The organism is Streptomyces sp. WI03-4A, from assembly GCF_033792105.1.
GTDB lineage: Bacteria > Actinomycetota > Actinomycetes > Streptomycetales > Streptomycetaceae > Streptomyces > Streptomyces collinus_A.
In genome coordinates this window covers 66,640-91,833 of sequence record NZ_JARAUO010000005.1, presented here as the reverse complement: position 1 = coordinate 91,833, position 25,194 = coordinate 66,640, and the positions used below count along the sequence as shown (strand labels likewise).

Sequence of the window (25,194 nt, the reverse complement as noted above, 5' to 3'; positions counted from 1 at the left end):
ACCCCCACCGTGAAGGGATCGGCACATGCACGCCACCATCCATAGGAATGTCAGGCGCATGCCAAGCATGGGGGCGGTCGTCGCCCTCGCCGCCGGCATGCTCGTCTCGCTCGCCCCCACGGCGCACGCCGCAGCGGGCGCCACCCTCCCCTTCACCTCGGTGGAGGCCGAGTCCGCGACCACCACCGGCACGAGGATCGGACCCGACTACACGCAGGGCACCCTCGCCTCCGAGGCGTCCGGGCGGCAGGCCGTACGGCTCGGCTCCGGGCAGCGGGTGGAGTTCACCGTCCCGCGCGCCGCCAACGCCGTGAACCTCTCCTACAGCGTCCCCGACGGCCAGTCCGGCTCCCTGAACGTGTACGTCAACGGCACCAGGACCGCCAGGACGCTCCCGGTGACCTCCAAGTACTCCTACGTCGACACCGGCTGGATCGCCGGAGCCAGGACCCACCACTTCTTCGACGACGCCCGCCTCCTGCTGGGCCGGAACGTGCAGGCGGGCGACAGGGTCGCCTTCGAGTCCACCGGAACCCAGGTCACCGTGGACGTCGCCGACTTCGAACAGGTCGCGGGGGCCGCCGCCCAGCCCGCCGGCTCGGTGTCCGTCGTCGCCGAGGGCGCCGACCCCAGCGGCAACGGCGACTCCACCCAGGCCTTCCGCGACGCCATCGTGGCGGCCCGGGGCGGAGTGGTGTGGATCCCGCCGGGCGACTACAAGTTGACCTCCTCGCTCAGCGGTGTGCGCGACGTGACGCTCCAGGGCGCGGGCAGCTGGTACTCGGTCGTGCACACCTCGCGCTTCATCGACCAGACCGGCTCCAGCGGCGGCGTGCACATCAAGGACTTCGCGGTCATCGGCGAGGTCACCGAGCGCGTCGACTCCAGCCCGGACAACTTCGTCAACGGCTCGCTCGGACCGAACAGTTCGGTGTCCGGCATGTGGATCCAGCACCTCAAGTGCGGCTTCTGGCTGACGGGGAACAACGACAACCTCGTGGTCGAGAACAACCGCGTCCTCGACACCACCGCCGACGGCCTGAACCTCAACGGCAGCGCCAAGGGCGTCCGGGTGCGCAACAACTTCCTGCGCAACCAGGGCGACGACGCCCTCGCCATGTGGTCGCTGTACGCGCCGGACACCGACTCCAGCTTCGAGAACAACACGGTCTCGCAGCCCAACCTCGCCAACGGCATCGCGATCTACGGCGGCACCGACCTCACGGTGCGGGGCAACCTGATCTCCGACACCAACGCCCTCGGCAGCGGTATCGCGATCTCCAACCAGAAGTTCGCCGACCCCTTCTCCCCGCTCGCCGGCACCATCACCGTCGACGGCAACACCCTCGTGCGCACCGGCGCGGTGAACCCCAACTGGAACCACCCGATGGGCGCGCTGCGCGTCGACTCCTACGACAGCGCGATCAACGCCACCGTCAGCATCACCAACACGACGATCACGGACAGCCCCTACAGCGCCTTCGAGTTCGTCTCCGGCGGCGGCCAGGGGTATCCGGTCCGCAACGTCACCGTGAACGGCGCGACCGTGCGGGGCACCGGCACGGTCGTCGTCCAGGCGGAGGCCCAGGGCGCCGCCACCTTCCGCGACGTCACCGCGAGCTCCGTCGGCGCGGCCGGCGTCTACAACTGCCCCTACCCGGCGAACTCCGGACCCTTCACCCTCACCGACGGCGGCGGCAACGCCGGCTGGTCCAGCACCTGGTCCGACTGCTCCACCTGGCCCCGGCCCGGCCAGGGCACCCCGGACCCCGACCCCGGCCGCAACCTCGCCAAGGGCCGCCCGGCCACCGCGACCGGCTCCCAGGACGTCTACACCCCCGGCAAGGCGGTGGACGGCGACGCGGGCAGCTACTGGGAGTCGGCCAACAACGCCTTCCCGCAGTCCTGGACGGTCGACCTCGGCTCGTCCCACGCCGTGCGCCGCCTGGTGCTGAAGCTGCCCCCGTCCCCGGCCTGGGGCGCCCGCACCCAGACGATCACGGTGCTCGGCAGCACCGACGGCTCGGCCTACTCCACGGTCGCCGGTTCCCAGGGCTACCGTTTCGATCCGGCCACCGGCAACACCGCCACCGTCTCCCTGCCCGGCGGCACGAACCTGCGGTACCTGCGGCTGAGCGTCAGCGCCAACACCGGATGGCCGGCGGCCCAGTTCAGCGAGGTGGAGGCGTACCTGGGGAGCTGAGCCGCGGGTACGACAGGAGTCCCTCACCGGCGCGGCGTTCCGGCCGGCGGCAGGGGGCAGAGGTCACACTGGCCTCAGCCCCCTGCCGTACCGGCGACTTTCACATGGGCGCCATCGCACCCTTCCCTGACGTTTGCTGCTCTTGGAACACTCGCTGCGCGCAGTTCCCGTCATCCGGCGGCACCGCGTACGTCAGGAACGCAGGACGAGAGGACCCACACCCATGCCCGAAGTCAACCGGCGGCGCTTTCTCCAGCTCGCGGGCGCCACGTCGGCGTTCACCGCGCTGTCCAGCAGCATCGAGCGCGCGGCCGCCCTGCCCGCGCACCACCGCACGGGTTCGGTCGAGGACGTCGAGCACATCGTCGTCCTGATGCAGGAGAACCGCTCGTTCGACCACTACTTCGGTTCGATGCGGGGCGTGCGCGGCTTCGGCGACCCGCGGCCGGTGACGCAGAACGGCAGGTCCGTCTGGAAGCAGTCCGACGGCACGAAGGACATCCTGCCCTTCCACCCGGACGCCGACGACCTGGGCCTGGCCTTCATCCAGGACCTGCCGCACGGCTGGAACGACGGGCACGCCGCGTTCAACGGCGGCAAGTACGACAAGTGGGTGCCGGCCAAGTCCGCCACGACGATGGCCTACCTGACCCGGCAGGACATACCGTTCCACTACGCGCTCGCCGACGCCTTCACCGTGTGCGACGCCTACCACTGCTCCTTCATCGGCTCCACCGACCCCAACCGCTACTACATGTGGACGGGCTACACCGGAAACGACGGCAAGGGCGGCGGCCCGGTCCTCGGCAACGACGAGGCGGGCTACAGCTGGACGACGTACCCCGAGCGGCTGGAGCGGGCCGGGGTCTCCTGGAAGATCTACCAGGACGTCGGCGACGGCCTCGACGCGAACGGCGGCTGGGGCTGGATCAGCGACGCCTACCGCGGCAACTACGGCGACAACTCCCTGCTGTACTTCGACCAGTACCGCAACGCCAAGCCCGGCGACCCGCTGTACGACAAGGCCCGCACCGGCACCGACGCGCGCAAGGGCGAGGGCTTCTTCGACCGGCTCAGGGCCGACGTGCAGGGCGGCACGCTGCCCCAGGTCTCCTGGATCGCCGCCCCCGAGGCCTTCACCGAGCACCCCAACTGGCCCGCCAACTACGGCGCCTGGTACATCTCGCAGGTGCTGGACGCGCTCACCTCGAACCCCGAGGTGTGGGCGAAGACCGCGCTGTTCGTCACCTACGACGAGAACGACGGGTTCTTCGACCACGTGATCCCGCCCTTCCCGCCGGCCTCCGCCGCCCAGGGCAAGTCCACCGTGGACCCCTCCCTCGACCTGTTCAAGGGAAGCGCGAGCCACCCCGCGGGCCCCTACGGGCTCGGCCAGCGGGTGCCGATGCTCGTCGTGTCCCCCTGGAGCAAGGGCGGTTACGTCTGCTCCGAGACCCTGGACCACACCTCGATCATCCGCTTCGTCGAGCGCCGCTTCGGCGTCCAGGAGCCGAACATCTCGCCCTGGCGCCGGGCGGTCTGCGGCGACCTGACGACGGCGTTCGACTTCTCCCGCAAGGACACCGCACCGGTCACGCTGCCGTCCACGTCCGGCTACCGGCCGCCGGACCGCGACCGCCACCCGGACTACGTGCCCACCCCGCCCGCCAACCCCTCGCTGCCCAAGCAGGAGCGCGGCAGCCGGCCCACCCGCCCGCTGCGGTACGCCCCGGCCGTCGACGGCTCGGCGGACACCGCGGCCGGGAAGTTCACGCTCACCTTCGCCTCGGGGCCGCAGGCGGGCGCGGCCTTCCTCATCACCTCGAACAACCGCACCGACGGCCCCTGGGCCTACACCACCGAGGCCGGCAAAACCCTCTCCGACACCTGGAACTCGGCCTACTCCGGCGGCTCCTACGACCTCACCGTGCACGGCCCCAACGGCTTCCTGCGCGTCTTCAAGGGCCGCAACAAGGTCAGGGGACCCGAGGTCACCGCCCGGCACGCCGGTGAGGGCCTGGAGCTCACGTTCACCAACAAGGGCTCCGGAACGGTGACGTTGAAGGTCGCGAGCGGCTACGGCGGCAGCCCGGTCACAGTCACCGTGCGGTCCGGGGCCACCGTCAGGCAGACCTTCGGCCTCGCGGCCAGCAAGCGCTGGTACGACCTGACCGTCACCACGGACGCCGACCCGGCCTTCCTGCGCGGCTTCGCCGGCCACGTGGAGAACGGGCTCCCCGGAGTCAGCGACCCGGCCATCGTCACGGGGTGAACGGGCGATGAACACCGCTCCGTACGGACTGGTCAGGTACGGGTCACATCAAGGTAGTGTGCCCCGGTGACCACGCAATCGAACACTCCTGCAGGCTGGTACCCGGATCCGCACGGGGCGGCCCAGACGCTCCGCTACTGGGACGGCGCCCAGTGGACGGAGCACACCAACCCGGCGCAGCAGGGCGCCGGGCAGGTGCCGCAGCAGCAGGCCGCACCCCAGCAGGCCGCACCCCAGCAGGCCGCCGCCCACATCCCGCAGCAGCAGGGCGCCGACCCCAGGGTGCAGCGCCAGGTGCAGCGGCAGGCGGGCGTCGCGGCCGGCGGGGCCGGTGGCGGCACCCTCTTCACCGAGCCGGTCCTGGTCGTGAACCAGAAGGCCAAGCTCATCGAGCTGACCAACGAGTACAAGGTCATGGACCAGAACGGCCGCGAGCTCGGCGCGGTGACCGAGGTCGGCCAGAGCGCGCTGAAGAAGATCCTGCGCTTCGTCTCCAGCCTCGACCAGTTCATGACCCACAGGCTGGAGATCCGCGACGCCCACGGGCAGCCGCAGCTCGTGCTGACCCGGCCCGCCAAGTTCTTCAAGTCCCGGGTCATCGTGACCCGGCCGGACGGCTCGCCGGTCGGTGAGATCGTCCAGCAGAACATGATCGGGAAGATCAACTTCGCGATGAACGCGGACGGCCGGCAGGTCGGCGCGATCAAGGCGGAGAACTGGCGGGCCTGGAACTTCGCGATCGTGGACCACGCGGACAACGAGGTCGCCCGGATCACCAAGACCTGGGAAGGTCTTGCCAAGACGCTGTTCACCACGGCGGACAACTACGTCCTGCAGATCCACTACCAGCTGCCCGAGCCGCTGCTGAGCCTGGTGGTGGCGACGGCCCTGACCGTCGACACCGCGCTCAAGCAGGACTCCCGCGGCTGGGGCTGACCGGCCCGGCACCCGGACGGCACGACGGCGACGGCGGCCGGCACGCGCACGTGCGCGTGCCGGCCGCCGTCGCCGTGTCCGGGGTCAGCGCGAGGTGAGGTGCCCGGGCTGCTCCGGCTGCCGCGGTGTCAGCGCCGGTTCGGCGGTGGCCGTGCGCGGCTCCAGCGCCAGCACGGCGGCCACCGGATGGGCGTCGTCGGGTACCGCCGCGGCGAGGACGCCGTCCCGCGCGGCCACCGGGTGGGCGTCGTCGGATGCGGTCGCGGCGAGGACGCCGTTCCCCGCGGACACGGCCGGGGTGCCGCCCTGGGCCCGGCCGTCGCGCGCCGGTCGCGGGGCGGTGCGGGTGAGCAGGACCACGCCCCAGGCGGCCAGGCACGCGCCGGCCAGGGCCAGCAGGATGCCGCCGGTCCCGCCCCGCAGGCCCTGTCCGAGCAGCGAGAGTCCGATCACCGCCGCGGCCACCGGGTTGGTCAGCGTGACCACCGCCAGCGGGGCCCCGAGGCCGCCGCGGTAGGCGGTCTGCGACAGCAGCAGCCCGCCGGTGGCGAACCCGGCGACGAGCAGGGCGACCAGGGCCACCTCGACGCCGGGCATCGTGCCCGTGCGGTCCGTGGCCGCCACCGTCACCGTCTGGGTGAGCGCGGAGGCGACTCCCGAGGCGAAGCCGGAGGCGGTCGCGTGCCGCAGCCCCGGGCGGGCACCGGGCCGCGACAGCACCCCGATCAGCGCCGCGGTCGTACCGGCGACCGCCAGCGCCTCGGTCAGGCTCAGCGTCCGCTCGGGCGCCGGCCCGGACGCGGTCACCAGCAGCGCCGCGAGCCCCAGCAGGGTGAGCGCCGTGCCGCGCCACTCCGGCCCGCTGACCCGGCGGCCCGCCGCCCGCGCCCCGAGCGGCACGGCCGCGACCAGGGTGAGCGCGCCCAGCGGCTGGACGACGGTGAGCGGTCCGTACTCGAGGGCGACGACGTGCAGCAGCGCGGCGGCCGCGTTCAGGCCGACCGCCGACCACCAGGCGCCGGTGCCGAGCAGCCGCAGCAGGCCCGTCCCGGCGGCCCGGGAGGCCAGGCGCTCCTGGGCGACGGCGGCGAGGGCGTAGGCGACGGCCGAGACCAGGGACAGGCCGACGGCGACCAGGGCGGCGGCGCTCACCGGGCCGCTCCCGCCAGGACGGCTTCCCGCGGCGCGAGCCGTCCGGAGCCGTGTCCGGCCGCCGTGCCCGACGCGCGGGCCGGCGGGTGGACCACCGCGAGCGCGACGCCGAGCAGGACGGTCGCCGCGATGGCGTCCAGCCAGTAGTGGTTCGCCGTGCCGACGATCACCAGCAGGGTGACGAGCGGGTGCAGCAGCCACAGCCACCGCAGGCGCGAACGGGTGGCGGCGATCAGGCCGATCGCCACCATCAGGGCCCAGCCGAAGTGCAGTGAGGGCATCGCCGCGAACTGGTTGGAGAGGTGGTCGCCGGCCGGCGGGCCGTAGACGGAGGGGCCGTAGAGCCGGCCGGTGTCCACCAGGCCGGTGCCGGTGACCATCCGCGGCGGGGCCAGCGGGAAGGTGAACGGCAGCACCAGCGCGGCGGCGGTCACCGCGGCCAGCACCCGGCGGGCCCACACGTAGTGCGCGGGCCGCCGCAGGTACATCCAGACCAGGAAGGCCAGGGTGGCCGGGAAGTGCACGGCCGCGTAGTAGGTGTTCGCCAGGTGGACGAGGGTGTCGCCGTGCAGCAGTGCGGACTGCACGGCGGTCTCGTCGGGCAGGTGCGCGGCCCGTTCCAGGCCCCACACGCGGTGGGCGTCCCGGAAGGCGTCCGCGGTGTGGCCGACGGCCAGCCGCCGCCCGAGTTTGTAGACGAGGAACAGCCCCGCGACGAGCAGGAACTCACGGAGGAGCGGCGGGCGCGCTGTCGTCGGCGCGTCCGGCTCCGGTTCTGCAGGCTCGGTTCGGGCGTTCATCCCCCGGCCCCTTCGCTGACGGTCGTGCGGGTGGTGGTGCGTGGTGGAGCGGTGATGCGTGGTGGTGCTGGTCGGTGGTTCGCGGGGCGGTGTCCGGGTCCCGGGGGGCCCAAGTCATCGATACGTCCGCGTACCGATACGACAGTGTACCGATACGCCAGTGTACCGATACGCTGGAGTACCGGTACACTTGCGTATCGATTGGATTGCGACACACTGGAGACAGCGTTCCGGGCCGACCTTCGACGGATCTTTCTTCCGTGGGCCGGGCACGAGTGAGGAGAGTCAGCGCATGACGTCGCAGGCAGCGGACGGACCCGAGACGGTCGCCGCTTCGCGCCGCTCCAAGATCACGCCTGAGCGTGAGCGGGAGTTCTTCGACGCCGTGCTGGAGCAGATCCGCGAGTGCGGCTACGACTCCGTGACCATGGAGGGCGTCGCCGCGACCACCCGGTGCAGCAAGTCCACGCTCTACCGGCAGTGGAGGACCAAGCCCCAGTTCGTCGCGGCCGCGCTGCGCGCCAACCGCAAGGTGCGCTTCGCCGGCATCGACACCGGCTCACTCGCCGAGGACCTGCGGCAGGCCGCGCGGGCCGCGGGCGACTGGTCCAAGAAGGACGCCCGGCTCATGCAGGCGCTGGGGCACGCGGTGACGGCCGACCAGGAACTGGCGCAGGCGCTGCGCGAGGCGCTGGTGCTGCCCGAGATCGCCGCGCTGCAGGCGATCCTGGAGCGGGGCGTGGAGCGCGGCGAGGTGGCCGCCGGGCATCCCGCGCTGGAGCACATCCCCGCCATGATGTTCGGCGTCCTGCGGGTGCGGCCGGTCCTGACCGGCCACTACGCCGACGCCGACTACCTCGTCCGGTTCGTGGAGGCCACCGTGCTGCCCGCACTGGGCCTGACCTGAAGACCCAGGCCGCCGTTCACGGGATGACTGAACGGTGACCTGACCGCGCCGCACCGTGGGGACGGGGGCGGCGCACACCCCCCGGCCGGGTGGGGCTCCACTTGAGCGGAGAGGAGCCCCGCCCGGCCGGCACTCGTCTCAGACGTTCTGGCCGTCGCCGCCGCCCGACGAGACCTTGACGCCCTTCAGGATGTCGTCGAGGACGGACACCTTCTGGCCGACGTCCAGGCCGAAGCGGATCACGACGAGCTGCCTGGCGTCGTTGGGCGAGGGGAAGGCGACCGACTCGACGTAACCGTCGGCGCCCTTGCTGGTGACCGCCTTCCAGCGCACCAGGTAGCCCTTCTGGCCGGCCACCGTAACCGCCTTCGAGGCCAGCACCTCGTGCGAGGTGATGCCGCCGTAGCTGCTGCCGCCGTAGGACTCCTTGGCGTTGGCCGCGATGTCCGCCTCGGCCACCGCCTCGGCCGTGTCGCCCTTCGTGCCGAGCACGACGGCGGGCGCGCTGTAGGCGCCGCCCGCGGTGCACGTCTGGGCGCTGTTGCCCGGGCACTTGTAGGAGTCGTCGGAGGACACCTGCGCGCCGGCGCGCATCGCCTGACCGGTCCAGCCGTCCGGCACGGGCAGGCTGATCCCGTTCGCCGGATCGGGCACCGTGCCGCCCCCCTTGATCTTGGGCGCGGCGGACTGCCCGGGCGACGGCGACCCGCCCGGCCCGCCGGACCCGTCCGAACCGCCCGAGCCGTCGGAACCACCGGGGCCGCCCGAGCCGCCGTCGGGTCCGCCCGGGCCGCCGTTCCGGCCGCCGGACCCCTGCTGGGAGGAGCCCGCGCGGTCGCCGTCACCGTGCCCGCCGTCGCCGGAGAGGACGGCCACACCGACGCCGATGCAGGCCAGGACCGCCACCGCCGCCGCCACGGCTATGCCGGTGCGCAGACCGCGCCGGGGCGCGGCCGGGGGATAGGCCGGATACGCCCCGTAGCCCTGGTAGGCCTGCTGATGGCCCGCGTGGACCTGGTGGCCCGGCTGGGCCGGGTACGCCGGGGGAGCCGGCGGTGCGCCGGCGGCCGTGGGCTGCGGCGGGGGACCCCACGTGGCGGCCGTCCCGGCGGGGCGGGTCCGGTCCGTCCAGGCATTGCCGTCCCACCAGCGCTCGGTGGGCGGACCGTCATTCTTCTGCCCGGGATCGGGGTACCACCCGGGAGGAGTCACCTGCGTCATGCCCCCACCGTATGAGGCGTCGGTGAAAGCGGTATGAGAAGGTGCGGAGCGGGCCGTCGCGAACCTCTCTTAACGGGCATTCCGGCGCGGATTTCTGTCACCGGTCTCTGCTCATGGGGCGCTGACGGCCCCGTTCCTCCTCTCCTCCCTCCGCTCGGTCCGCCTCCGTCGTCACCACCAGCCTTCGCGGTGCGGCGCCCGTTCCCCGGGGTGCGGGCAGGCCGTCCCGGCCCGGGGTCACCGAGCCGAGCACGCTCGGCCGGCGGGCGCCCGTGGCCCGGGGGTCGGTGCCGGGCAGGCCGTGGGCGGTGAGGAAGCCGAGCACCGCGAAGGCGTACGCCTCCTTCGCGGCGGCGGGCAGGCCCAGTTCGTCCGAGGTGCGCAGCCCGGTCGGTGCCAGCAGCCGCCGCAGCTCGGACATGAGCACCGGGTTGCGGGTGCCGCCGCCGGAGGCGACCACCTCCGTGGCACCGGCCGACCGCACCGCGTCCGCGACCGTCCGCGCCGTGAGCACCGTGAGGGTCGCCAGCACGTCCTGCGCCGGCAAGCCGTCCACCCCGGCCGCCCGCAGGTACCCGGGGTGGAACAGCTCCTTGCCGGTCGTCTTGGGCGGCCGCAGCGCGTAGTACGGCTCGGCGAGCAGCCGGTCGAGCAGCGGCCGGTGCGGCCGGCCCCGCGCGGCCAGCTCCCCGCCCGCGTCGTAGGCCAGCCGTCCGCCGCTGTACTCCCGGGCCGCCGCGTCGAGCAGCGCACAGCCCGGGCCGGTGTCGAAGGCGGTGCCGTCCGGGGCGGTCAGATTGGCGATGCCGCCGATGTTCAGCGCGACCGGCGTGCCCGGCCTGCCCCGCAGCCACAGCAGGTCCACGAGGCTCACCAGGGGTGCGCCCTGGCCGCCGGCCGCGACGTCCCGGGCGCGGAAGTCGGACACCACCGGCAGCCCGGTCGCCTCGGCGATCCACGCGGGCTGCCCCAGCTGGAGCGTGCCGTGCACCCGGCCGCCGTCGGCCCAGTGGTAGACGGTCTGCCCGTGCGAGGCCACCAACTCGGCACTCCCCGCGCACAGTTCCCGGTTCGCTCGACGCGCGGCGGCGGCGAACGCCTGCCCGATCCGGGTGTCGAGGCGGCACACCTCGGCGAGCGGGACGGAGGCCGGCGGCAGCGCCACCCCGAGCGCCTCGCGCAGCCCGTCGTCGTACGGCGCGCTCACCATGCCCAGCGGCCGCAGCACCAGCGTGTCCCCGTCCAGCCGCAGATCCGCGGCCGCCGCGTCGACCGCGTCGTACGACGTCCCCGACATCAGCCCGATCACCCGCACCGCTCGGACCTCCCTTTCCGTACTGCCTCTTCCGTTGCGACCTCTTGACCGCTTCTCTCTTCACCGGGCTCCCCGGCGCGGGTTCGTGTCCTCCGCGGCCGCCACGCCAGCACCAGCGCGCTGAGCGCGCAGGCCGCCGCCGCGTAGTAGGCGGGCACGTCCGCGTTCCCGGTCCGCCGCACGGCCTCGGTGATGATCAGCCCGGCGCACCCCGAGAACACCGCGTTGGACAGGGAGTAGGCGAGTCCCAGCCCGGTCCAGCGCACCCGCGCCGGGAACATCTCGGCGAGCAGCGCGGGCCCGGGGCCCGCCATCAGCCCGACCATCGCGCCCGCGGCGGCCGTGGCTGCGCCCTTCGCCGCGGCGGAGGTCCCGTCGTCCTGAAGGAGACGGAGCAGCGGGACCGCCGAAGCGGTCACCAGCAGTGCCCCCGTCAGCATCACCGGCCGCCGTCCGACCCGGTCGCTGAGCAGGCCCGCCGGGAGGATCGCCGCCGCGAAGCCGAGGTTGGCCGGCACGGTCGCGAGCAGCGCCTGCCGGACGTCCGCGTGCAGCGTGACCTGCAGGTACGAGGGGAGGACGACCAGGAACGTGTATCCGGCCGCCGACCACCCCAGCACCCGCCCGACGGCCGTCGGCACCAGCCGCGCGACGACCCTCGTGCTGCCTGGCGGGCCGCCGTCCCGGCCGTCCGCGACCAAGGCGACGGCCCCCGCGTCACCCGGCGGACCGCCGGTCAAGCCGTCCCGTACCCGGGTGTCATCTCCGGCGCCGCCCGGCGGGCCGCCGGTCACGCCGTGGCCGGCACGCGCAGCGCCCCCCGCGCCGCCTCGCAGACCGCCGGCCTCGCCCTCCCCGACCCGGGGCGTCTCGTCGAGTCCCACTCGCAGCCACAGCGCCACCAGACCCAGCGGCAGCGCCAGCAGGAACGGCAATCGCCAGCCCCAGTCGCTCAGTTGGGCCGGTGTGAGCAAGGTGACCGTCGCCGTCGCGACTCCCGCTCCGGCCAGCAGGCCCAGCGCGACCGTGAACGACTGCCAGGCGCCGTACAGTCCGCGCCGCCCGGGTGGCGCGGACTCCGTCATCAGCGTGACCGCGCCGCCGAACTCGCCGCCCGCCGACAGCCCCTGCAACGCTCGCAGGAGTGTCAGCAGCCAGGGCGCCGCCGCACCCGCCGTGGCGTAGGTGGGCAGCATGCCGATCAGCGCGGTCGACGCCGTCATCAGCGTGATCACACAGATCAGCACCGGCCGCCGCCCGGCCCGGTCGCCGAGCGAGCCGAACAGGGCCGCCCCGAGGGGCCGGAAGAAGAACGCCAGCGCGAAGGCGGCGTACGTCCGCACCAGCGCCTCCGCCGCGCCGCCGCCCGCCGGGGTGAAGAACCGGTCGGCCAGCACGGTGGCCAGGAAGCCGTAGACGCCGAACTCGTACCACTCGACGAGATTGCCCACCGAGCCCGCCGCCACCGCGCGCACGGCACGCGCCCGTGCGCGTGCCGGTGCACGCGAGCCGGCATCGCCGCGCGCACCCCGGTCCTCGGCGTACTCCGCGTACTCCGTGTGCTCCCCGTACTCCGTGTGCTTCCCGTACCTCGCGTGCTCGGAAATCGGCGTGGCTCCAGCCTTGTTGACGGTGCGTCGGTCGCATACCGGCTGGTCGGGCGGCGAGGGCGTCGCCCTGCCGCTTCCTCTTTCACCCGGCGGGGCAACACCTGTCCCGACCAGCCACCACACATCCCACCGGACGGCTAGGCTCGGGGTCTGTACGTCATTCGGGCGACCTGGGGAGGTAACGGGATGACGGAGGGACGGCCGTCGGCGGCCGGCTCGGCTTCCCTGTGGGAGCGGGACGCCGAGATCGCCACCGTCACCGCGGCGCTCGACGGCCTGTGCGCCGACCGGACGTCCGCCGGGAACCTGCTGGTCTTCCGGGGCGAGGCCGGCCTCGGCAAGACCGCGCTGCTGGCCGAGACCCGCCGCATCGCCGAGCGCCGGGGCTGCGCCGTGTGGTCCGCGCGCGGCGGCGAGACCCTGAGGTCCGTCCCGTTCAACGTCGTACGCCAGTTGCTGCAGCCCGCGCTCATGTCGCTGCTGCCGGAGGAGGCCCGCGAGTACCTCGGCGACTGGTACGACATCGCCGGACCCGCCCTCGGCATAGTGGACCCGGGAGAGGGCAGCGTCGACCCGCAGTACGTGTGCGACGGACTGGTCGCGGCCGTGCGCCGGCTCGCCCGCCGTGAATGGCCGCTGGTCCTGCTCGTCGACGACGCGCACTGGGCCGACCAGGAGACCCTGCGCTGGCTCGCCGCGTTCGCCGAACGCCTCGACGACCTGCCCGTGCTGGTCGTGGTCGCCCGGCGCCCCGGCGAGGTGAACGGCGAGAGCGCCCGCCTCCTGGAGGCGGTGGCCGCCGCGGCCGGCCGCCCCGTCAACAACCTCAGCGCCCTCACCCCGGACGCCACCGCCGGACTCACCCGCGCCACCGTCGGCCGGCAGGCCGACGACCCGTTCTGCCGCGAGGTCTGGGCCGTCACCGGCGGCAACCCGTACGACACCGTCGAACTCCTCGCCAAGGTGCAGGACAGCGAGGTCCAGCCGGTCGAGGCCCGGGCAGCCGAACTGCGCGCCCTGAACCGCTCCGCGCGCGGCGGCGGGCTCGTCGACCGGCTCAAGGGCCTCGGCATCGAGGCCACCCGGTTCGCCTGGGCGGCCGCGATCCTCGGCACCGGCATCTCCGTCGACATGGTCGCCCGGCTCGCCAGCATGCCCGCCTCCACCGCCGAGCGCTGCGCCGAACTGCTGTGCACCGCCCGTATCCTCACCGAACCCGGCCCCACGGTCGCCGGCGAGACGGACGTCGGCGACCTGGAGTTCGTCCACCCGCTGATCGCCTCCGCCGTCTACGACTCGATCCCGCCCGGCGTCTGCACCGCCATGCACGGCATCGCCGCCCAGATCGTCACCGAGAGCGGGCGCGGCGCCGCCGAGGCGTCCCGGCACCTGCTGAAGGTGCACCCGGACGACGACGAGGAACTCGTGGAGCAGCTGCGCGAGGCCGCCCGCGAACACCTCGCCGTCGGCGCGCCGGACGCGGCCCGCCGCTGCCTGGAGCGCGCCCTGCGCGAGCCGCCCCGGCCCGAGGTGCACGCCCGGGTGCTCTACGAACTCGGCCGGGCCACCCTGCTGACCGCGCCCGCCGTCACCGTCGAGCACCTGCAGAACGCGCTCGCCATGTCCGGCCTCGGCGCCGACGAACGCGTCGACGCCGTGGTCCGGCTCTCCCAGGCGCTGATCCACAACGACCAGCTGGAGGAGGCGGTCCGCACCGTCGAGGCCGAGGCCGCCCGGCACGCGGCGGGCCCGGTCAAGCTGCGGCTGCAGGCCGTGCAGTTCATGTGGGAGGGCATCCACGGCGAGACCGTCTCCCCGGAACGCTCCCGCCGCCTGGCCGAACTCGCCGCCACCTGCACCGGCCGGGACAACTCCGAACGCGCCCTGCTGATCCTGCGCGGCTTCGACGCGATGACCCACGGCGAGAACGCCGAGGAGATCCTCCAGCTGTGCGACCGTGCCCTCGTCAACGGGCGGCTCGCGCCCGGCCTCGGCTGGACCGACGGCGAGTGGGGCATCGAACTGCTGATGATGCTCGGCAGCTCCTACACCTACGCCGACCGGCTCGACCGCGCCGAGAGCCTCTTCGCCGAGGCCCTGCGCGCCTACACCGGTGCCGGCTGGCGCGGCGGCCATCTCTCCCTGGCCAACGCCTTCCTCGGCCTCGCCTACCGCAGGCAGGGCCGGCTCAAGGACGCCGAGTCCACCCTGCGCGAGGCACTGGCCCTGGCCGAGCGGGTCGGCCGCGGACTGCCCCTGTACTGGTCGGCGACCTGCGGCCTCGTCGACACCCTGCTGGCGCGCGGCCAGACCAGCGAGGCCTGGTCGATAGCCGAACAGTACGGCTTCGCCCCGCCCTACCCGTCCACCATCGTGCTGCCCGACATCCGCTCCGTGCGTGGGCGGCTGCTGATCGCGGTCGGCCGGACCGAGGAGGGCGTCAACGAACTGGAGGCCGCCGAGAAGACCGCCGTCTCCCGCGGCGGCCACAACCCGGTCCTCGCGCCCTGGTCCGTCGACCTGGCCAAGGCCCTCGCCGTCCAGGACCCCGCCCGGGCGGCCCGGCTCGCCGCCGACGCCCGCCGGCAGGCCGAGCGGTTCGGCACCGACACCGCCATCGGCGAGGCCCTGCGCTGCGCGGCCGCCCTGGAGACCGGCCAGCGGGCGGTCGGCCTGGCCGCCCAGGCCGTCGCCTACCTGGAGGCCTCGCCCTGCCAGTACGAGCACGCGGCCGCCCGCGTCGAGTACGGAATCGTCACACGCTCGACGACCGAGCTCAACCGCGGCCTGGCGCTGGCCCGTTCGTGCGGCGCCGACGGACTCGCGGCACAGGCCCGGGAGGTGCTGGAGACGGGCCGGGGACTGCACTAGGGCCTGCTGCGACAGTGGCGCCTGTGGGCGACGACGCCACTGTCACAACAGGCCCTGGCCCGGAGGACCGTCGCGCACCCGAGGCCCTGTGTCGCACATGGTGCGCGGCGGCCGCCCGCCCGGCGTCCACGGCTACCGGCCGTGGTCCACGGCGTGCACGGCTACCGTTCGTCCTCCTCGGCGAGCACCCGCTGGGCCGTCGCGAACGCAGAGTTGGCCGCGGGCACCCCGCAGTACACGGCGGTCTGCAGCAGCACCGCGCCGATCTCCTCCGGGCTCAGCCCGTTGCGCCGCGCCGCTCTGACGTGCAGGGCGAGCTCCTCGTAGTGGCCGTGGGCGACCAGCGCGGTCAGCGTGATCATGCTCCGCTCGCGGCGCGAGAGCGTCGGGTCGGTCCAGATCTCGCCCCAGGCGTAGCGGGAGATGAAGTCCTGGAAGCGCGCGGTGAACGGGGTCTGCCGGGTCTGCGCCCGGTCCACGTGGGCGTCGCCCAGCACCTCCCGGCGCACCGCCATCCCGCTCGCCGGCGGCCCGTCCAGCTGGGTGCGCAGTGCGGTGAGCACGGCTCGCGGGCACTGCGCGGGCGCCAGGTGCGAGGCGCCGGGCAGCTCCACGAGCGCCGCGCCCGGCACCGCGTCCGCGATCTCCCGCAGGTGCGCGGGCGGCGTCGCGGGGTCCTGGCGTCCCGCGATCAGCAGGGTCGGTACGGTGATGCCGGCGAGCCGGTCCCGCAGGTCGAAGGCGGCCAGCGCGTCGCAGCAGGCGGCGTACGCCTCCGGGTCGGCGTCCCGGTGGTCGCGGAGCAGCCGCGGCACGGTGAAGCCGGGCGTGAACCAGCGTGCCTCGGCGCTCTCCAGCAGCCACTCCATGCCCTCCCGGCGCACCCGTGCGGCCCGTTCCCGCCAGGGCGCCGCACCGCCGAAGTGGGCGGAGGCGCACACCACGGCCAGCGAGGTGAGCCGCTCGGGACGGTGCGCGGCCAGGTGCAGGCCGACGGCGCCGCCCAGGGACACGCCCGCGTAGGCGAACCGCTCGATGCCGAGCGCGTCGGCGAGCGCCAGCACGTGCGCGGCGAGGTCGCCGACGGTGGCGCCCGGCCCGATCAGCCCGGCGGCGGACCCGCCGTGCCCCGGCAGATCCCAGCGCACCACCCGGTGTCCCGTGGACAGTTCGGGGGCGACCCCGTCCCACAGCGCGAGGGAGGTGCCGAGCGAGGGACCGAGCAGCAGCGGAGGAGCGGAGGCCGGGCCCTCTTCCAGGTGGTTGAGGAGTGTCGCGGTCAAGTTCGCTCCAGGGCGCGGTCGGTGAGGGCAGCGGCGAATCCGGTGCAGCGGGCGGGGTCCGTCAGCTCGGCCAGATCGACGTCCTGCAACGCGGGCTGCTCGGCGAGGAGTTCGCCCAGCGACCGGTCCTCGTCGTGGGCCCGGCGGGCGAGTTCGGTGAGGAGGTCCCTGGCCCGGGCGCGGCCGAGGCGGGGAGCGAGGGCGGCGGACAGGCGCTCGGAGACGATCAGTCCCCGGGTGAGGTCCAGATCGCGCCGCATGGCCGCCCGGTCCACCCGCAGCCCCTCGGCGAGTTCGGCCGCGTCGCGGGCCGCTCCGCCGACCAGCCGGAGCAGGTCGCGCAGCGGCTCCCACTCGGCGTGCCAGGCCCCGGCCGGCCGTTCGTCCCCGGCGGCGAGACAGCCGTAGAGGACGGCCGCGAGCTGCGGAGCGCGCCGGGCGGCGGCCGCGAGGAGGGTGGAGCGCACCGGGTTCGCCTTGTGCGGCATGGCCGACGAGCCGCCGGCGCTGCCCTCGGCGACCTCGCCGATCTCGGTGCGCGACAGGGTCAGCACGTCCTCGGCGACCTTGCCCAGCGCACCCGCCGTGAACGCGAGGCAGCCGGCCAGGTCGGCGACCGGCGTCCGCAGGGTGTGCCAGGGCAACGGCGGTGCGGCCAGGCCGACTTCCCGGGCGTACGTCTCGACCAGCGCGACCGGGCCGGGGGCGCCGTGCTCCCGGAACGCCGCCAAGGTGCCTGCGGCGCCGCCGAGTTGGGCGGGCAGGGCCTGGCGCACCCGGGTGATCCGGTCGCGCGCGTCGAGGACCAGGGCGCGCCATCCGGCGGCTTTGAGTCCGAACGTCGTCGGCACCGCGTGCTGGGTGAGGGTGCGCCCCGGCATCGGGGTGTCCCGGTGGGCGGCGGCGAGGCGGGCCAGGGCGCGTTCGGTGCGGGCGAGGTCGGCCAGGACCGGGTCCAGGGTGCGCGAGGCGACCAGCATGACGGCCGTGTCCATGATGTCCTGGCTGGTCGCCCCCCGGTGCACCTGGGGTCCGTACGGTTCGCCCACCGCCTCGGTGAGGTCGGCGACGAGCGGGATGACGGGGTTGCCGCCGGCGCGGGCGCGTCCCGCGAGGGAGCGGACGTCGAAACGGGCCGGATCGGCCGCGCGGGTCACCGCCTCGGCCGCCCCGGCCGGGGCCAGGCCCAGTGCGGCCTGGGCGCGGGTCAGGGCGGCTTCGGCGTCGAGCAGGGCCGTGAGGAAGGCGGCGTCGCCGGTCGCGTGCGCGGCCGGGGCACCGGCCCAGCCGGGGCCGAGCAGGCCGTCGCCGTCGCCGTCCGGGGGTGCCGCGTGCCCGGCGGACGGGGCGGTCACCGGTACTCCAGGAAGACCGTCTCGGCCTCGCCCTGGAGGCGGATGTCGAAACGGTGGGTGCCGCCGCCCTCCTCGTGGGCGATCAGCGTGTCGCGCCGGTCGCCCACCTGGGCGAGCAGCGGGTCGGCGGCGAGGGCCGCCTCGTCGCCCGGCAGGTAGATGCGGGTGAACAGGTGGACGAGTAGGCCGCGCGCGAAGACGCACACGCTCAGGTACGGGGCACCGCCCCCGCGCGCTCCCGGCCGCAGGGTGCGCGCGTACCAGTGGCCGTCCGCGTCCGTCTGGATCCGCCCCCAGCCGGTGAACTCCACGCCGTTGCGGCCCAGGTGGCCGCCGGTCGCCGGGTCCCGGCGCATGGAGCCGTCCACCCGCGCGACGGTGCCGTCCGGGCGCGGCCCCCACAGCTCGACGAGGGCGTCCGGGAGCGGCCGGCCCTCGCCGTCGAGGACGTGGCCGTGCACGGTGATCGTGTCCGGGTGGCCCAGGGGTGCGATGTCCTCGCCGCCGCGGAACGGCAGCGCGTACCCGTGGAAGGGGCCGACGGTGTGGGAGGGGGTGGGCGGCAGGTGCTGCGTGCCGTTCGTGTCGGTGGTCGTCATGGCCGGTGTCAGCGTCCTTCCTCGATCCAGGTGGCGGCCGGGCCGTCCAGCACGATGTCCCAGTGGTAGCCGAGGGAGAACTCCGGCACCGACAGGTGGTGGTCGTAGGCGGCGACCAGCCGCTGCCGGGCCGCGTCGTCGGTCACGGACTGCAGGATCGGGTCGTACGGGAAGAGCGGGTCGTTCGGAAAGTACATCTGCGTCACCAGCCGCTGGGTGAACGCCGTACCGAAGACCGAGAAGTGGATGTGGGCCGGGCGCCAGGCGTTGACGTGGTTGCGCCAGGGGTAGGGGCCGGGCTGGATGGTGGTGAAGCGGTAGCGGCCCTCGTCGTCGGTGAGGGTGCGGCCCGCCCCGGTGAAGTTCGGGTCCAGCGGGGCGTCGTGCTGTTCGCGCCGGTGGGCGTAGCGGCCGGCCGAGTTGGCCTGCCAGATCTCGACGAGCTGGCCGCGGACCGGGCGTCCGGAGCGGTCCAGGAGCCGTCCGGAGACGGTGATCCGCTCGCCGACCGGTTCGCCGGTGTGCTGCCGGGTGAGGTCGTTGTCGGTCTCGGTGAGGTCGCGCTCGCCGAAGGCGGGGGAGTGCAGCTCGAGAAGTTCGGGGTCCTCGGCGGTGTCGATGGCGACCGGGGGCCGCTTCGGGTGGCGCAGCACGGAGGAGCGGTAGGGCGCGTAGTCGCGGCGCGGGTGGTGCTCGGCCGGCGCGCCGTCGGCTACCCGCTTCCCGTACGCCGCGTGCGCGGCCGCGATCTCCCGGTCGATGTCCTGCTGGGTGAGGGCCATGGGGGGTTCCTGACTGTTCATGGGCGTTCCAGGACGAGGGTGAGGCCCTGGCCCACGCCGACGCGGAGGGTGGCCACGCCGGTGCCGGGGCCGCGGCGGGCGAACGGGGTGCGGACGGCGTCGACGATGTACACGGGGTTCACGGCACGTCCTTCCCGACGGTCAGTTCGGCGTCGGTCCTGACGACGACGTCCTCCACGGTCACGCCCGGCGCGGTCTCCACCAGCAGGAGTCCTTGGTCGGTGACGTCCAGCACGGCCAGATCCGTGATGATCCGGTTCACGCACGCCTTGCCGGTGAGCGGCAGCGTGCACCGCTCAAGGATCTTCGGGGAGCCGTCCTTGGCGGTGTGCGTCATGACGACGACGACCGTGCGGGCGCCGTGCACCAGGTCCATGGCGCCGCCGATGCCCGTGACGAGCTTGCCGGGGACCGCCCAGTTGGCGAGGTCGCCGCCCGCGGACACCTGCATCGCGCCGAGGACGGCGACGTCGATGTGCCCGCCGCGGATCATCGCGAAGGACAGCGCCGAGTCGAAGAAGGAGGCGCCCGGCAGGACCGTCACGGTCTCCTTGCCGGCGTTGATCAGGTCCGGGTCGACCTCGTCGTCGAGGGGGTACGGGCCGGTGCCCAGGATGCCGTTCTCCGACTCCAGGACCACCTCGACGCCCGGCGGCAGGTGGTTCGGGATCAGCGTGGGCAGGCCGATGCCCAGGTTGACGTACTGGCCGTCCTCGAGTTCGCGGGCCGCGCGGGCGGCCATCTCCTCACGTGTCCGGGCCATCAGGACCTCACCGTCCGCCGCTCGACCTTCTTGTCCGCCGCCTGCTCGGGAGTCAGCGCCACCACGCGCCGCACGAAGACGCCCGGCAGGTGCACCGCGTCGGGGTCGATCGCGCCGGGCTCGACCAGTTCCTCCACCTCGGCGACGGTGACGTGTCCGGCCATGGCGGCCAGGGGGTTGAAGTTCCGGGTGGCCTTGTTGAAGACAAGGTTGCCGTGCCGGTCGCCCCGGGCGGCGCGGACCAGCGCGAAGTCGGTGCGGATGCCGCGCTCCAGCACGTACCGCGTGCCGTCGAACTCGCGCACCTCCTTGGGCGGCGAGGCGAGCGCGACCCCGCCGGAGCCGTCGTACCGCCACGGCAGCCCGCCCTCGGCGACCTGTGTGCCCACCCCCGCCGGGGTGTAGAAGGCGGGGATGCCGGCGCCGCCCGCGCGCAGCCGCTCGGCCAGCGTGCCCTGCGGGATCAGCTCCACCTCCAGCTCGCCGGCCAGGTACTGCCGGGCGAACTCCTTGTTGGCGCCGATGTAGGAGCCGGTCACCCGGGCGATCCGGCCCGCGGCCAGCAGCACCGCGAGCCCGGACCCCATCGCCCCGCAGTTGTTGGAGACCACGCTCAGGCCGCTCGTGCCGCGCTCGTACAGCGCCCGGATCAGCACGTTCGGCACACCGCTCAGCCCGAAGCCGCCGACCGCGAGGGACGCGCCGTCCGGCACATCGGCCACCGCCTGCGCGGCCGTGGCGACCACCTTGTCCATCCGTGAAACCTCATCTCGCAATTAATCAGCGCACTGAGTATTTCGTGAGGTGCCGCTCACGCTGCCATCGAAGTTCGCGCACCGTCAAGGCCTGGTGTCATCCAGGTTCGGTGCCGCAGACATCGTGCTTTTGGTACGGGTATCGTTCAGTGCACCGATGAATCGACCAGGGGAGCGCACATGGCCGCCGTGGACCTCGCCACCCACCCCGGGCACCTGGCCCGGCGGCTCCAGCAGGCCCACTACCTGCTGTGGAACACCATGGTCTCGGAGGAGATCACCTCACCCCAGTTCGCCGTGCTGAACGCGCTCGTCGCCGAGCCGGGCCTGGACCAGCGGACCGTGGGGGAGCGGGTGGGACTGGACCGGTCGACCATCGCCGAGGTCGTCAGCCGGCTCGGCCGGCGCGGGCTGCTGGACAAGGTGCGCGATCCGCAGGACGGCCGCCGCTTCCTGCTCCGCCTCACCGACGAGGGGCAGCGCACCCACCGCAGGCTGACCGTGCGCACCGCCCGGATGAACCAGGTCTTCCTCGCCCCGCTCTCCGCCGGCGAGCAGGCGCTCTTCTTCGACCTGATCCGCCGGGTCGCCGACGCCGCGGAGGACCTGCGCAACCCCGCCGAGCCCGCGGCGGCCCTACCGGAGGGCTGAGAGGGAGCCACGAGGAGGCCGCGCGCGTGCCGTGTCAGGAGGGTGCCGCGGCGAACACCACCCACACCTGGCCGTCGGCGAAGTCCATCGGGCCGCCGTCCGCCGCCGTGAACGTCGTGCCGTCCGTCGCGCCCGGCCGGGACCAGGTGGCGTCGAAGGAGCGCCCGTCCCGCAGGACCACGGCCTTCCCGGAGCCGACGGTCTCGGTGTACGGCGTGTGGTTGCCGAGCACGTCGTGATAGCGGGACGAGCGGATCCTCACGTACTGCACGACGACCGTCGGCGGCGCCGGCCGCCGCCCGCCGGTGGTGACCGTGGGCGTGCCGTCCATCGAGACCTGCCAGCCGCCCTGCCGCGCCGACCAGGTGAAGGTGAACCGGGCCGCGGGGTAGCGCACGGTCCGCGACGACGCGGGCCTGCCCCCGGAGGGCGCGGGACCGTACCGGAAGCCCGTGGTCAGCGCACCCCTGCCGGGAGCGGAGCGCAGGAGCCGGTCGGGGCGCAGGTACAGGTTGTGCGGCGCGGCCCGGCCGGTGCCCCGGTAGTACGCGGCGCCCGCCTCGTCGGGCGACTCGGCCCGCAGCGGGGCCCGGTGGATCAGCGGCAGCAGCTTGCGCTGGGCCCCCGAGAAGGCCAGCGTCGGTTCGTCGAACTGGCGCAACAGTTCGAGGTCGGACTCGCGGGCGCTGCGCACGGGACCGACCGACTGCGGCAGCCGGGTGGCGTACACCGCCATCAGCCGGCTCAGACCGCCCTCCACCTGTTCCGCGTAGACGACGTCCGCCGCCTCCAGCCCCGTCTGCGGGCGAGCCGCCGGTACGTTGTCGATCTTCACCGCGAGCGGCGAGCCGGACGCCCGCGAGCCGGACGGCGACGGCGTCGGCGACTGCGCGGGGGCCGCGCTGCGGTGCGGCGCGCGGCCGTCGTCGGACGGGCCGTGCCGGGAGCAGCCCGTCGCCGGGGAAAGCGTCACCAGGGCGGCGGCCAGCACCGCCACCGGGCCGATTCTTCGGGGACGCGCCCCGTGTCCCATGCCCACCGTTGTCACCCCGTTCGTATCCGTCGATTGTGTGCTCGTCGGGTCGTCGTAGGCCATACCTCGTCGGCCTTACCCGTTCGGCGCCGATCGCGCGCGCCCGGTGGGCCGAACGGGCTGCGCCGCGAGGCCGGCGAGGTCCCGGGTGGGGCGGCCGTCGGGGCGGGGCGGTGGTTCACCGCGGCGCGCACGGGTACCCGGGCGCCACCGCAAACCGGGCGCGTCTGGGCGAATCGGCGCGCCACAGTGACCAAGGGAGCGCGACCCCATGAAGGCAGTCACCTGGCAGGGCAGGCGGGACGTGCGGGTGGAGGACGTGCCCGACCCGCGCATCGAGGAGCCCACCGACGCCGTCATCCGCATCACGTCCAGCGGGCTGTGCGGCTCCGATCTGCACCTGTACGAGGTGCTCACCCCGTTCATGACCCCGGGTGACATCCTCGGCCACGAACCCATGGGCATCGTCGAGGAGGTCGGACCCGGCGTCCCCGACCTGGCGGTGGGCGACCGCGTGGTGGTGCCGTTCCAGATCGCCTGCGGGAACTGCTGGATGTGTCTGACCGGGCTGCCCACCCAGTGCGAGACCACCCAGGTCACCGGCGAGGGCATGGGCGCCCCGCTGTTCGGCTACACCCGGCTGTACGGCGCGGTGCCCGGCGCGCAGGCCGAGTACCTGCGCGTCCCGCAGGCGCAGTTCGGGCCGATCAAGGTGCCCGAGGGCCCGGCCGACGACCGCTTCGTCTACCTCTCCGACGTCCTGCCCACCGCCTGGCAGGCCGTCGTGTACGCCTCCGTCCCGCCCGGCGGCAGCCTCGCCGTCCTCGGCCTCGGGCCCATCGGGGACATGGCCTGCCGCATCGCGCTGGCCCGGGGCGCCGAGCAGGTGTTCGGCGTCGACCTGGTGCCCGAGCGGCTCGCCCGGGCGAACCGGCGCGGAGTGCGCACCTACGACCTCAGGGCCTTCGACGACGAGAAGGAACTGGTCCGGGCGATCCACGACGAGACCAACGGCCGGGGCCCGGACGCCGTGATCGACGCCGTCGGCACCGAGGCGCACGGCAGCCACGCCGCCAAACTCGCCCAGACGGCCTCCGCCATGCTGCCGCGCAAGATCAGCGGACCCCTCGCCGAACGCTTCAGCGTCGACCGGCTCGGCGCCCTGCACATGGCCATCGACCTGGTACGGCGCGGCGGCACCATCTCGCTCAGCGGCGTGTACGGCGGCATGGCCGACCCGCTGCCCATGCTCACCCTCTTCGACAAGCAGATCCAGCTGCGCATGGGCCAGGCGAACGTGCGCCGGTGGAGCGACGAGATCCTGCCCTACCTCACCGACGAGGACCCGCTCGGCGTCGACGACTTCGCCACGCACCGGCTGCCGCTCTCCGAGGCGCCGCACGCGTACGAGATGTTCCAGCGCAAGCAGGAGGGCGCGATCAAGATCCTCATGCAGCCCTGAGCCGCGGGGGGCCGGTACGGTCCCGCCGAGCGCCCGGGACCTCCCGGGCGCCCGGCGAGAACCCGCCTACGCGCCCAGGATCTCGCCGAGGTCGTAGCGCACCGGCTCCTCCAGCTGGGCGTACGTGCAGCTCTCCGCCGTCCGGTCCGGGCGCCAGCGGCGGAAGCGCGCCGTGTGCCGGAAGCGGGCGCCGTTCTCCATGTGGTCGTAGGCCACCTCGGCGACCCGCTCCGGCCGCAACGGCACCCACGACAGGTCCTTCTTGCCCGACCAGCGGCTCGGCGCCCCCGGCAGCCGGGCCGTCTCATGGGCCGCCTCCTCCCCCCAGGCCGCCCACGGGTGCCCGCCCACGTCCTCCATCCGCAGCGGCTCCAGCTCCTCGACCAGCTCCGCGCGCCGCTTCATCGGGAACGCCGCGGACACCCCCACGTGCTGCAGGCCGCCCCGGCCGTCGTACAGGCCGAGCAGCAGCGAACCGACCACCGGACCGCTCTTGTGGAACCGGTAGCCCGCCACCACGACGTCCGCCGTCCGCTCATGCTTGATCTTGAACATGGCCCGCTCGTCCTGCAGATAGCGCAACGTCAGCGGCTTGGCGACCACCCCGTCGAGCCCGGCACCCTCGTACTGCTCGAACCACCGCTGCGCCAGCTCCGCGTCCGTCGTCGCCGGTGCCACGTGCACCGGTGCGCCCGCCCCCGACAACTCCCGCTCCAGCACGGCCCGCCGCTCGGTGAGCGGTGCCTCCACCAGTGAGCGGTCGTCAAGCGCCAGCACGTCGAACGCGACGAACGACGCCGGGGTCCGCTCGGCCAGCGTCCGCACCCGGGAGGCCGCCGGATGGATCCGCTCGGTCAGCGCGTCGAAGTCCAGCCGCCCCTCGCGGGCGATCACGATCTCCCCGTCCAGCACGCACCGCCCCGGCACCCGCTCCTTCAGCGCCGCGACCAGCTCGGGGAAGTACCTGGTCAACGGCTTGCCGGTACGGCTGCCCAGCTCCACCTCGTCGCCGTCGCGGAACACCACGGCCCGGAACCCGTCCCACTTGGCCTCGTAGTGCATCCCGGGCGGGATCTTCGCCACCGACTTGGCGAGCATGGGCTTCACGGGCGGCATCACCGGCAGATCCATGGCTCCGATTCTGCGCGCATACCCCCGCCGCCGCCCGGTGTGCGCACGGGGCAGGCTGCGCCTACCGTGGCC

Annotated in this window: 21 protein-coding genes; 7 read left to right on the top strand and 14 right to left on the bottom strand. The window is 73.9% G+C overall.

Going from position 1 to position 25,194, the window contains the following annotated elements:
- Window positions 1-58 precede the first annotated feature (58 nt).
- The 3 genes from PV343_RS08140 (at window position 59) to PV343_RS08130 (ending at window position 5,411) form a co-directional block, all read left to right on the top strand.
- Window positions 59-2,203 carry a discoidin domain-containing protein gene (locus tag PV343_RS08140; protein WP_415923467.1) on the top strand — a complete coding sequence of 715 codons (2,145 nt, stop codon included), beginning with the start codon at window positions 59-61 and terminating at the stop codon, window positions 2,201-2,203.
- Between the two features lie 223 nt (window positions 2,204-2,426).
- The gene (locus PV343_RS08135; RefSeq protein ID WP_319146112.1) at window positions 2,427-4,475 is read left to right on the top strand and encodes a phosphocholine-specific phospholipase C; all 2,049 of its coding nucleotides are present in this window, start codon (window positions 2,427-2,429) and stop codon (window positions 4,473-4,475) included.
- Window positions 4,476-4,541: 66 nt separating this feature from the next.
- Window positions 4,542-5,411, top strand: a complete 870-nt coding sequence (locus PV343_RS08130; protein ID WP_319146111.1) for a phospholipid scramblase-related protein — start codon at window positions 4,542-4,544, stop codon at window positions 5,409-5,411.
- Between the two features lie 84 nt (window positions 5,412-5,495).
- On the opposite strand, the gene PV343_RS08125 is transcribed toward PV343_RS08130, so the two are convergent.
- Both PV343_RS08125 and PV343_RS08120 read right to left on the bottom strand, forming a co-directional pair.
- Window positions 5,496-6,563: a hypothetical protein gene (locus PV343_RS08125; RefSeq protein ID WP_319146110.1), complete on the bottom strand. Its 1,068-nt coding sequence runs from the start codon at window positions 6,561-6,563 to the stop codon at window positions 5,496-5,498.
- Window positions 6,560-7,363, bottom strand: a complete 804-nt coding sequence (locus tag PV343_RS08120) for a phosphatase PAP2 family protein (protein WP_319146109.1) — start codon at window positions 7,361-7,363, stop codon at window positions 6,560-6,562. Before PV343_RS08120 ends, PV343_RS08125 begins: the two co-directional genes overlap by 4 nt.
- A gap of 292 nt (window positions 7,364-7,655) precedes the next feature.
- Between PV343_RS08120 and PV343_RS08115 the strand changes: the two genes are divergently transcribed.
- Complete coding sequence (locus PV343_RS08115) at window positions 7,656-8,270, top strand: TetR/AcrR family transcriptional regulator (protein ID WP_319146108.1); 615 nt, start codon at window positions 7,656-7,658, stop codon at window positions 8,268-8,270.
- Between the two features lie 138 nt (window positions 8,271-8,408).
- Here the strand turns inward: PV343_RS08115 and PV343_RS08110 are convergent, their stop codons facing one another.
- The 3 genes from PV343_RS08110 to PV343_RS08100 all read right to left on the bottom strand — a co-directional run bounded on the left by PV343_RS08110 (window position 8,409) and on the right by PV343_RS08100 (window position 12,281).
- Window positions 8,409-9,491, bottom strand: a complete 1,083-nt coding sequence (locus PV343_RS08110) for a DUF2510 domain-containing protein (protein WP_319146107.1) — start codon at window positions 9,489-9,491, stop codon at window positions 8,409-8,411.
- A 97-nt stretch (window positions 9,492-9,588) separates the two neighbouring features.
- A complete protein-coding gene (locus PV343_RS08105; protein WP_319146106.1) occupies window positions 9,589-10,806 on the bottom strand; it encodes an anhydro-N-acetylmuramic acid kinase in 1,218 nt (405 codons plus the stop codon).
- The gene (locus PV343_RS08100; RefSeq protein ID WP_319146105.1) at window positions 10,797-12,281 is read right to left on the bottom strand and encodes an MFS transporter; all 1,485 of its coding nucleotides are present in this window, start codon (window positions 12,279-12,281) and stop codon (window positions 10,797-10,799) included. Before PV343_RS08100 ends, PV343_RS08105 begins: the two co-directional genes overlap by 10 nt.
- Window positions 12,282-12,602: 321 nt before the next feature.
- Here PV343_RS08100 and PV343_RS08095 point away from each other — a divergent pair, with 321 nt between their 5' ends.
- Complete coding sequence (locus tag PV343_RS08095) at window positions 12,603-15,287, top strand: ATP-binding protein (RefSeq protein ID WP_319146104.1); 2,685 nt, start codon at window positions 12,603-12,605, stop codon at window positions 15,285-15,287.
- Between the two features lie 161 nt (window positions 15,288-15,448).
- Here the strand turns inward: PV343_RS08095 and pcaD are convergent, their stop codons facing one another.
- The 7 genes from pcaD to PV343_RS08060 are packed head-to-tail and all read right to left on the bottom strand — an operon-like array spanning window position 15,449 to window position 20,845.
- Complete coding sequence (gene pcaD, locus PV343_RS08090) at window positions 15,449-16,570, bottom strand: 3-oxoadipate enol-lactonase (RefSeq protein WP_319146103.1); 1,122 nt, start codon at window positions 16,568-16,570, stop codon at window positions 15,449-15,451.
- Window positions 16,567-17,925 (bottom strand): 3-carboxy-cis,cis-muconate cycloisomerase, encoded by a 1,359-nt coding sequence (gene pcaB, locus PV343_RS08085; RefSeq protein WP_319146102.1) that lies wholly within the window; start codon window positions 17,923-17,925, stop codon window positions 16,567-16,569. Before pcaB ends, pcaD begins: the two co-directional genes overlap by 4 nt.
- Complete coding sequence (gene pcaG / locus PV343_RS08080; protein ID WP_319146101.1) at window positions 17,922-18,524, bottom strand: protocatechuate 3,4-dioxygenase subunit alpha; 603 nt, start codon at window positions 18,522-18,524, stop codon at window positions 17,922-17,924. The genes pcaB and pcaG overlap by 4 nt, the downstream gene beginning before the upstream one ends.
- An 8-nt stretch (window positions 18,525-18,532) precedes the next feature.
- Window positions 18,533-19,306, bottom strand: a complete 774-nt coding sequence (pcaH, locus tag PV343_RS08075; protein ID WP_319146100.1) for a protocatechuate 3,4-dioxygenase subunit beta — start codon at window positions 19,304-19,306, stop codon at window positions 18,533-18,535.
- Between the two features lie 17 nt (window positions 19,307-19,323).
- Window positions 19,324-19,449: a hypothetical protein gene (locus PV343_RS08070; protein ID WP_319146292.1), complete on the bottom strand. Its 126-nt coding sequence runs from the start codon at window positions 19,447-19,449 to the stop codon at window positions 19,324-19,326.
- A complete protein-coding gene (locus PV343_RS08065; RefSeq protein WP_319146099.1) occupies window positions 19,446-20,090 on the bottom strand; it encodes a CoA transferase subunit B in 645 nt (214 codons plus the stop codon). The genes PV343_RS08070 and PV343_RS08065 overlap by 4 nt, the downstream gene beginning before the upstream one ends.
- Window positions 20,090-20,845 carry a CoA transferase subunit A gene (locus PV343_RS08060; RefSeq protein WP_319146098.1) on the bottom strand — a complete coding sequence of 252 codons (756 nt, stop codon included), beginning with the start codon at window positions 20,843-20,845 and terminating at the stop codon, window positions 20,090-20,092. The genes PV343_RS08065 and PV343_RS08060 overlap by 1 nt, the downstream gene beginning before the upstream one ends.
- A 180-nt stretch (window positions 20,846-21,025) precedes the next feature.
- Between PV343_RS08060 and PV343_RS08055 the strand changes: the two genes are divergently transcribed.
- Entirely contained in the window at window positions 21,026-21,496 is a 471-nt protein-coding gene (locus PV343_RS08055) for a MarR family winged helix-turn-helix transcriptional regulator (protein ID WP_319146097.1), read from the top strand.
- 34 nt (window positions 21,497-21,530) lie between these two features.
- Here the strand turns inward: PV343_RS08055 and PV343_RS08050 are convergent, their stop codons facing one another.
- Window positions 21,531-22,529: a DUF3048 domain-containing protein gene (locus PV343_RS08050; protein WP_319146096.1), complete on the bottom strand. Its 999-nt coding sequence runs from the start codon at window positions 22,527-22,529 to the stop codon at window positions 21,531-21,533.
- Window positions 22,530-22,800: 271 nt separating this feature from the next.
- Here PV343_RS08050 and PV343_RS08045 point away from each other — a divergent pair, with 271 nt between their 5' ends.
- The gene (locus tag PV343_RS08045; RefSeq protein ID WP_319146095.1) at window positions 22,801-23,991 is read left to right on the top strand and encodes a zinc-dependent alcohol dehydrogenase; all 1,191 of its coding nucleotides are present in this window, start codon (window positions 22,801-22,803) and stop codon (window positions 23,989-23,991) included.
- Window positions 23,992-24,057: 66 nt separating this feature from the next.
- Here PV343_RS08045 and PV343_RS08040 read toward each other — a convergent pair whose 3' ends face one another.
- Complete coding sequence (locus tag PV343_RS08040) at window positions 24,058-25,122, bottom strand: ATP-dependent DNA ligase (protein ID WP_319146094.1); 1,065 nt, start codon at window positions 25,120-25,122, stop codon at window positions 24,058-24,060.
- Between the last annotated feature and the right edge of the window lie 72 nt (window positions 25,123-25,194).

Coding starts and splice junctions, on each gene's coding strand:
- PV343_RS08115 (WP_319146108.1), top strand. CDS start 7,656: ATGACGTCGCAGGCAGCGGACGGACCCGAGACGGTCGCCGCTTCGCGC.
- PV343_RS08045 (WP_319146095.1), top strand. CDS start 22,801: ATGAAGGCAGTCACCTGGCAGGGCAGGCGGGACGTGCGGGTGGAGGAC.
- PV343_RS08095 (WP_319146104.1), top strand. CDS start 12,603: ATGACGGAGGGACGGCCGTCGGCGGCCGGCTCGGCTTCCCTGTGGGAG.
- pcaH (WP_319146100.1), bottom strand. CDS start 19,306: ATGGCCCTCACCCAGCAGGACATCGACCGGGAGATCGCGGCCGCGCAC.
- PV343_RS08050 (WP_319146096.1), bottom strand. CDS start 22,529: ATGGGACACGGGGCGCGTCCCCGAAGAATCGGCCCGGTGGCGGTGCTG.
- PV343_RS08055 (WP_319146097.1), top strand. CDS start 21,026: ATGGCCGCCGTGGACCTCGCCACCCACCCCGGGCACCTGGCCCGGCGG.
- PV343_RS08110 (WP_319146107.1), bottom strand. CDS start 9,491: ATGACGCAGGTGACTCCTCCCGGGTGGTACCCCGATCCCGGGCAGAAG.
- PV343_RS08120 (WP_319146109.1), bottom strand. CDS start 7,363: ATGAACGCCCGAACCGAGCCTGCAGAACCGGAGCCGGACGCGCCGACG.
- PV343_RS08140 (WP_415923467.1), top strand. CDS start 59: ATGCCAAGCATGGGGGCGGTCGTCGCCCTCGCCGCCGGCATGCTCGTC.
- PV343_RS08065 (WP_319146099.1), bottom strand. CDS start 20,090: ATGGCCCGGACACGTGAGGAGATGGCCGCCCGCGCGGCCCGCGAACTC.
- PV343_RS08060 (WP_319146098.1), bottom strand. CDS start 20,845: ATGGACAAGGTGGTCGCCACGGCCGCGCAGGCGGTGGCCGATGTGCCG.
- PV343_RS08040 (WP_319146094.1), bottom strand. CDS start 25,122: ATGGATCTGCCGGTGATGCCGCCCGTGAAGCCCATGCTCGCCAAGTCG.
- PV343_RS08135 (WP_319146112.1), top strand. CDS start 2,427: ATGCCCGAAGTCAACCGGCGGCGCTTTCTCCAGCTCGCGGGCGCCACG.
- pcaG (WP_319146101.1), bottom strand. CDS start 18,524: ATGACGACCACCGACACGAACGGCACGCAGCACCTGCCGCCCACCCCC.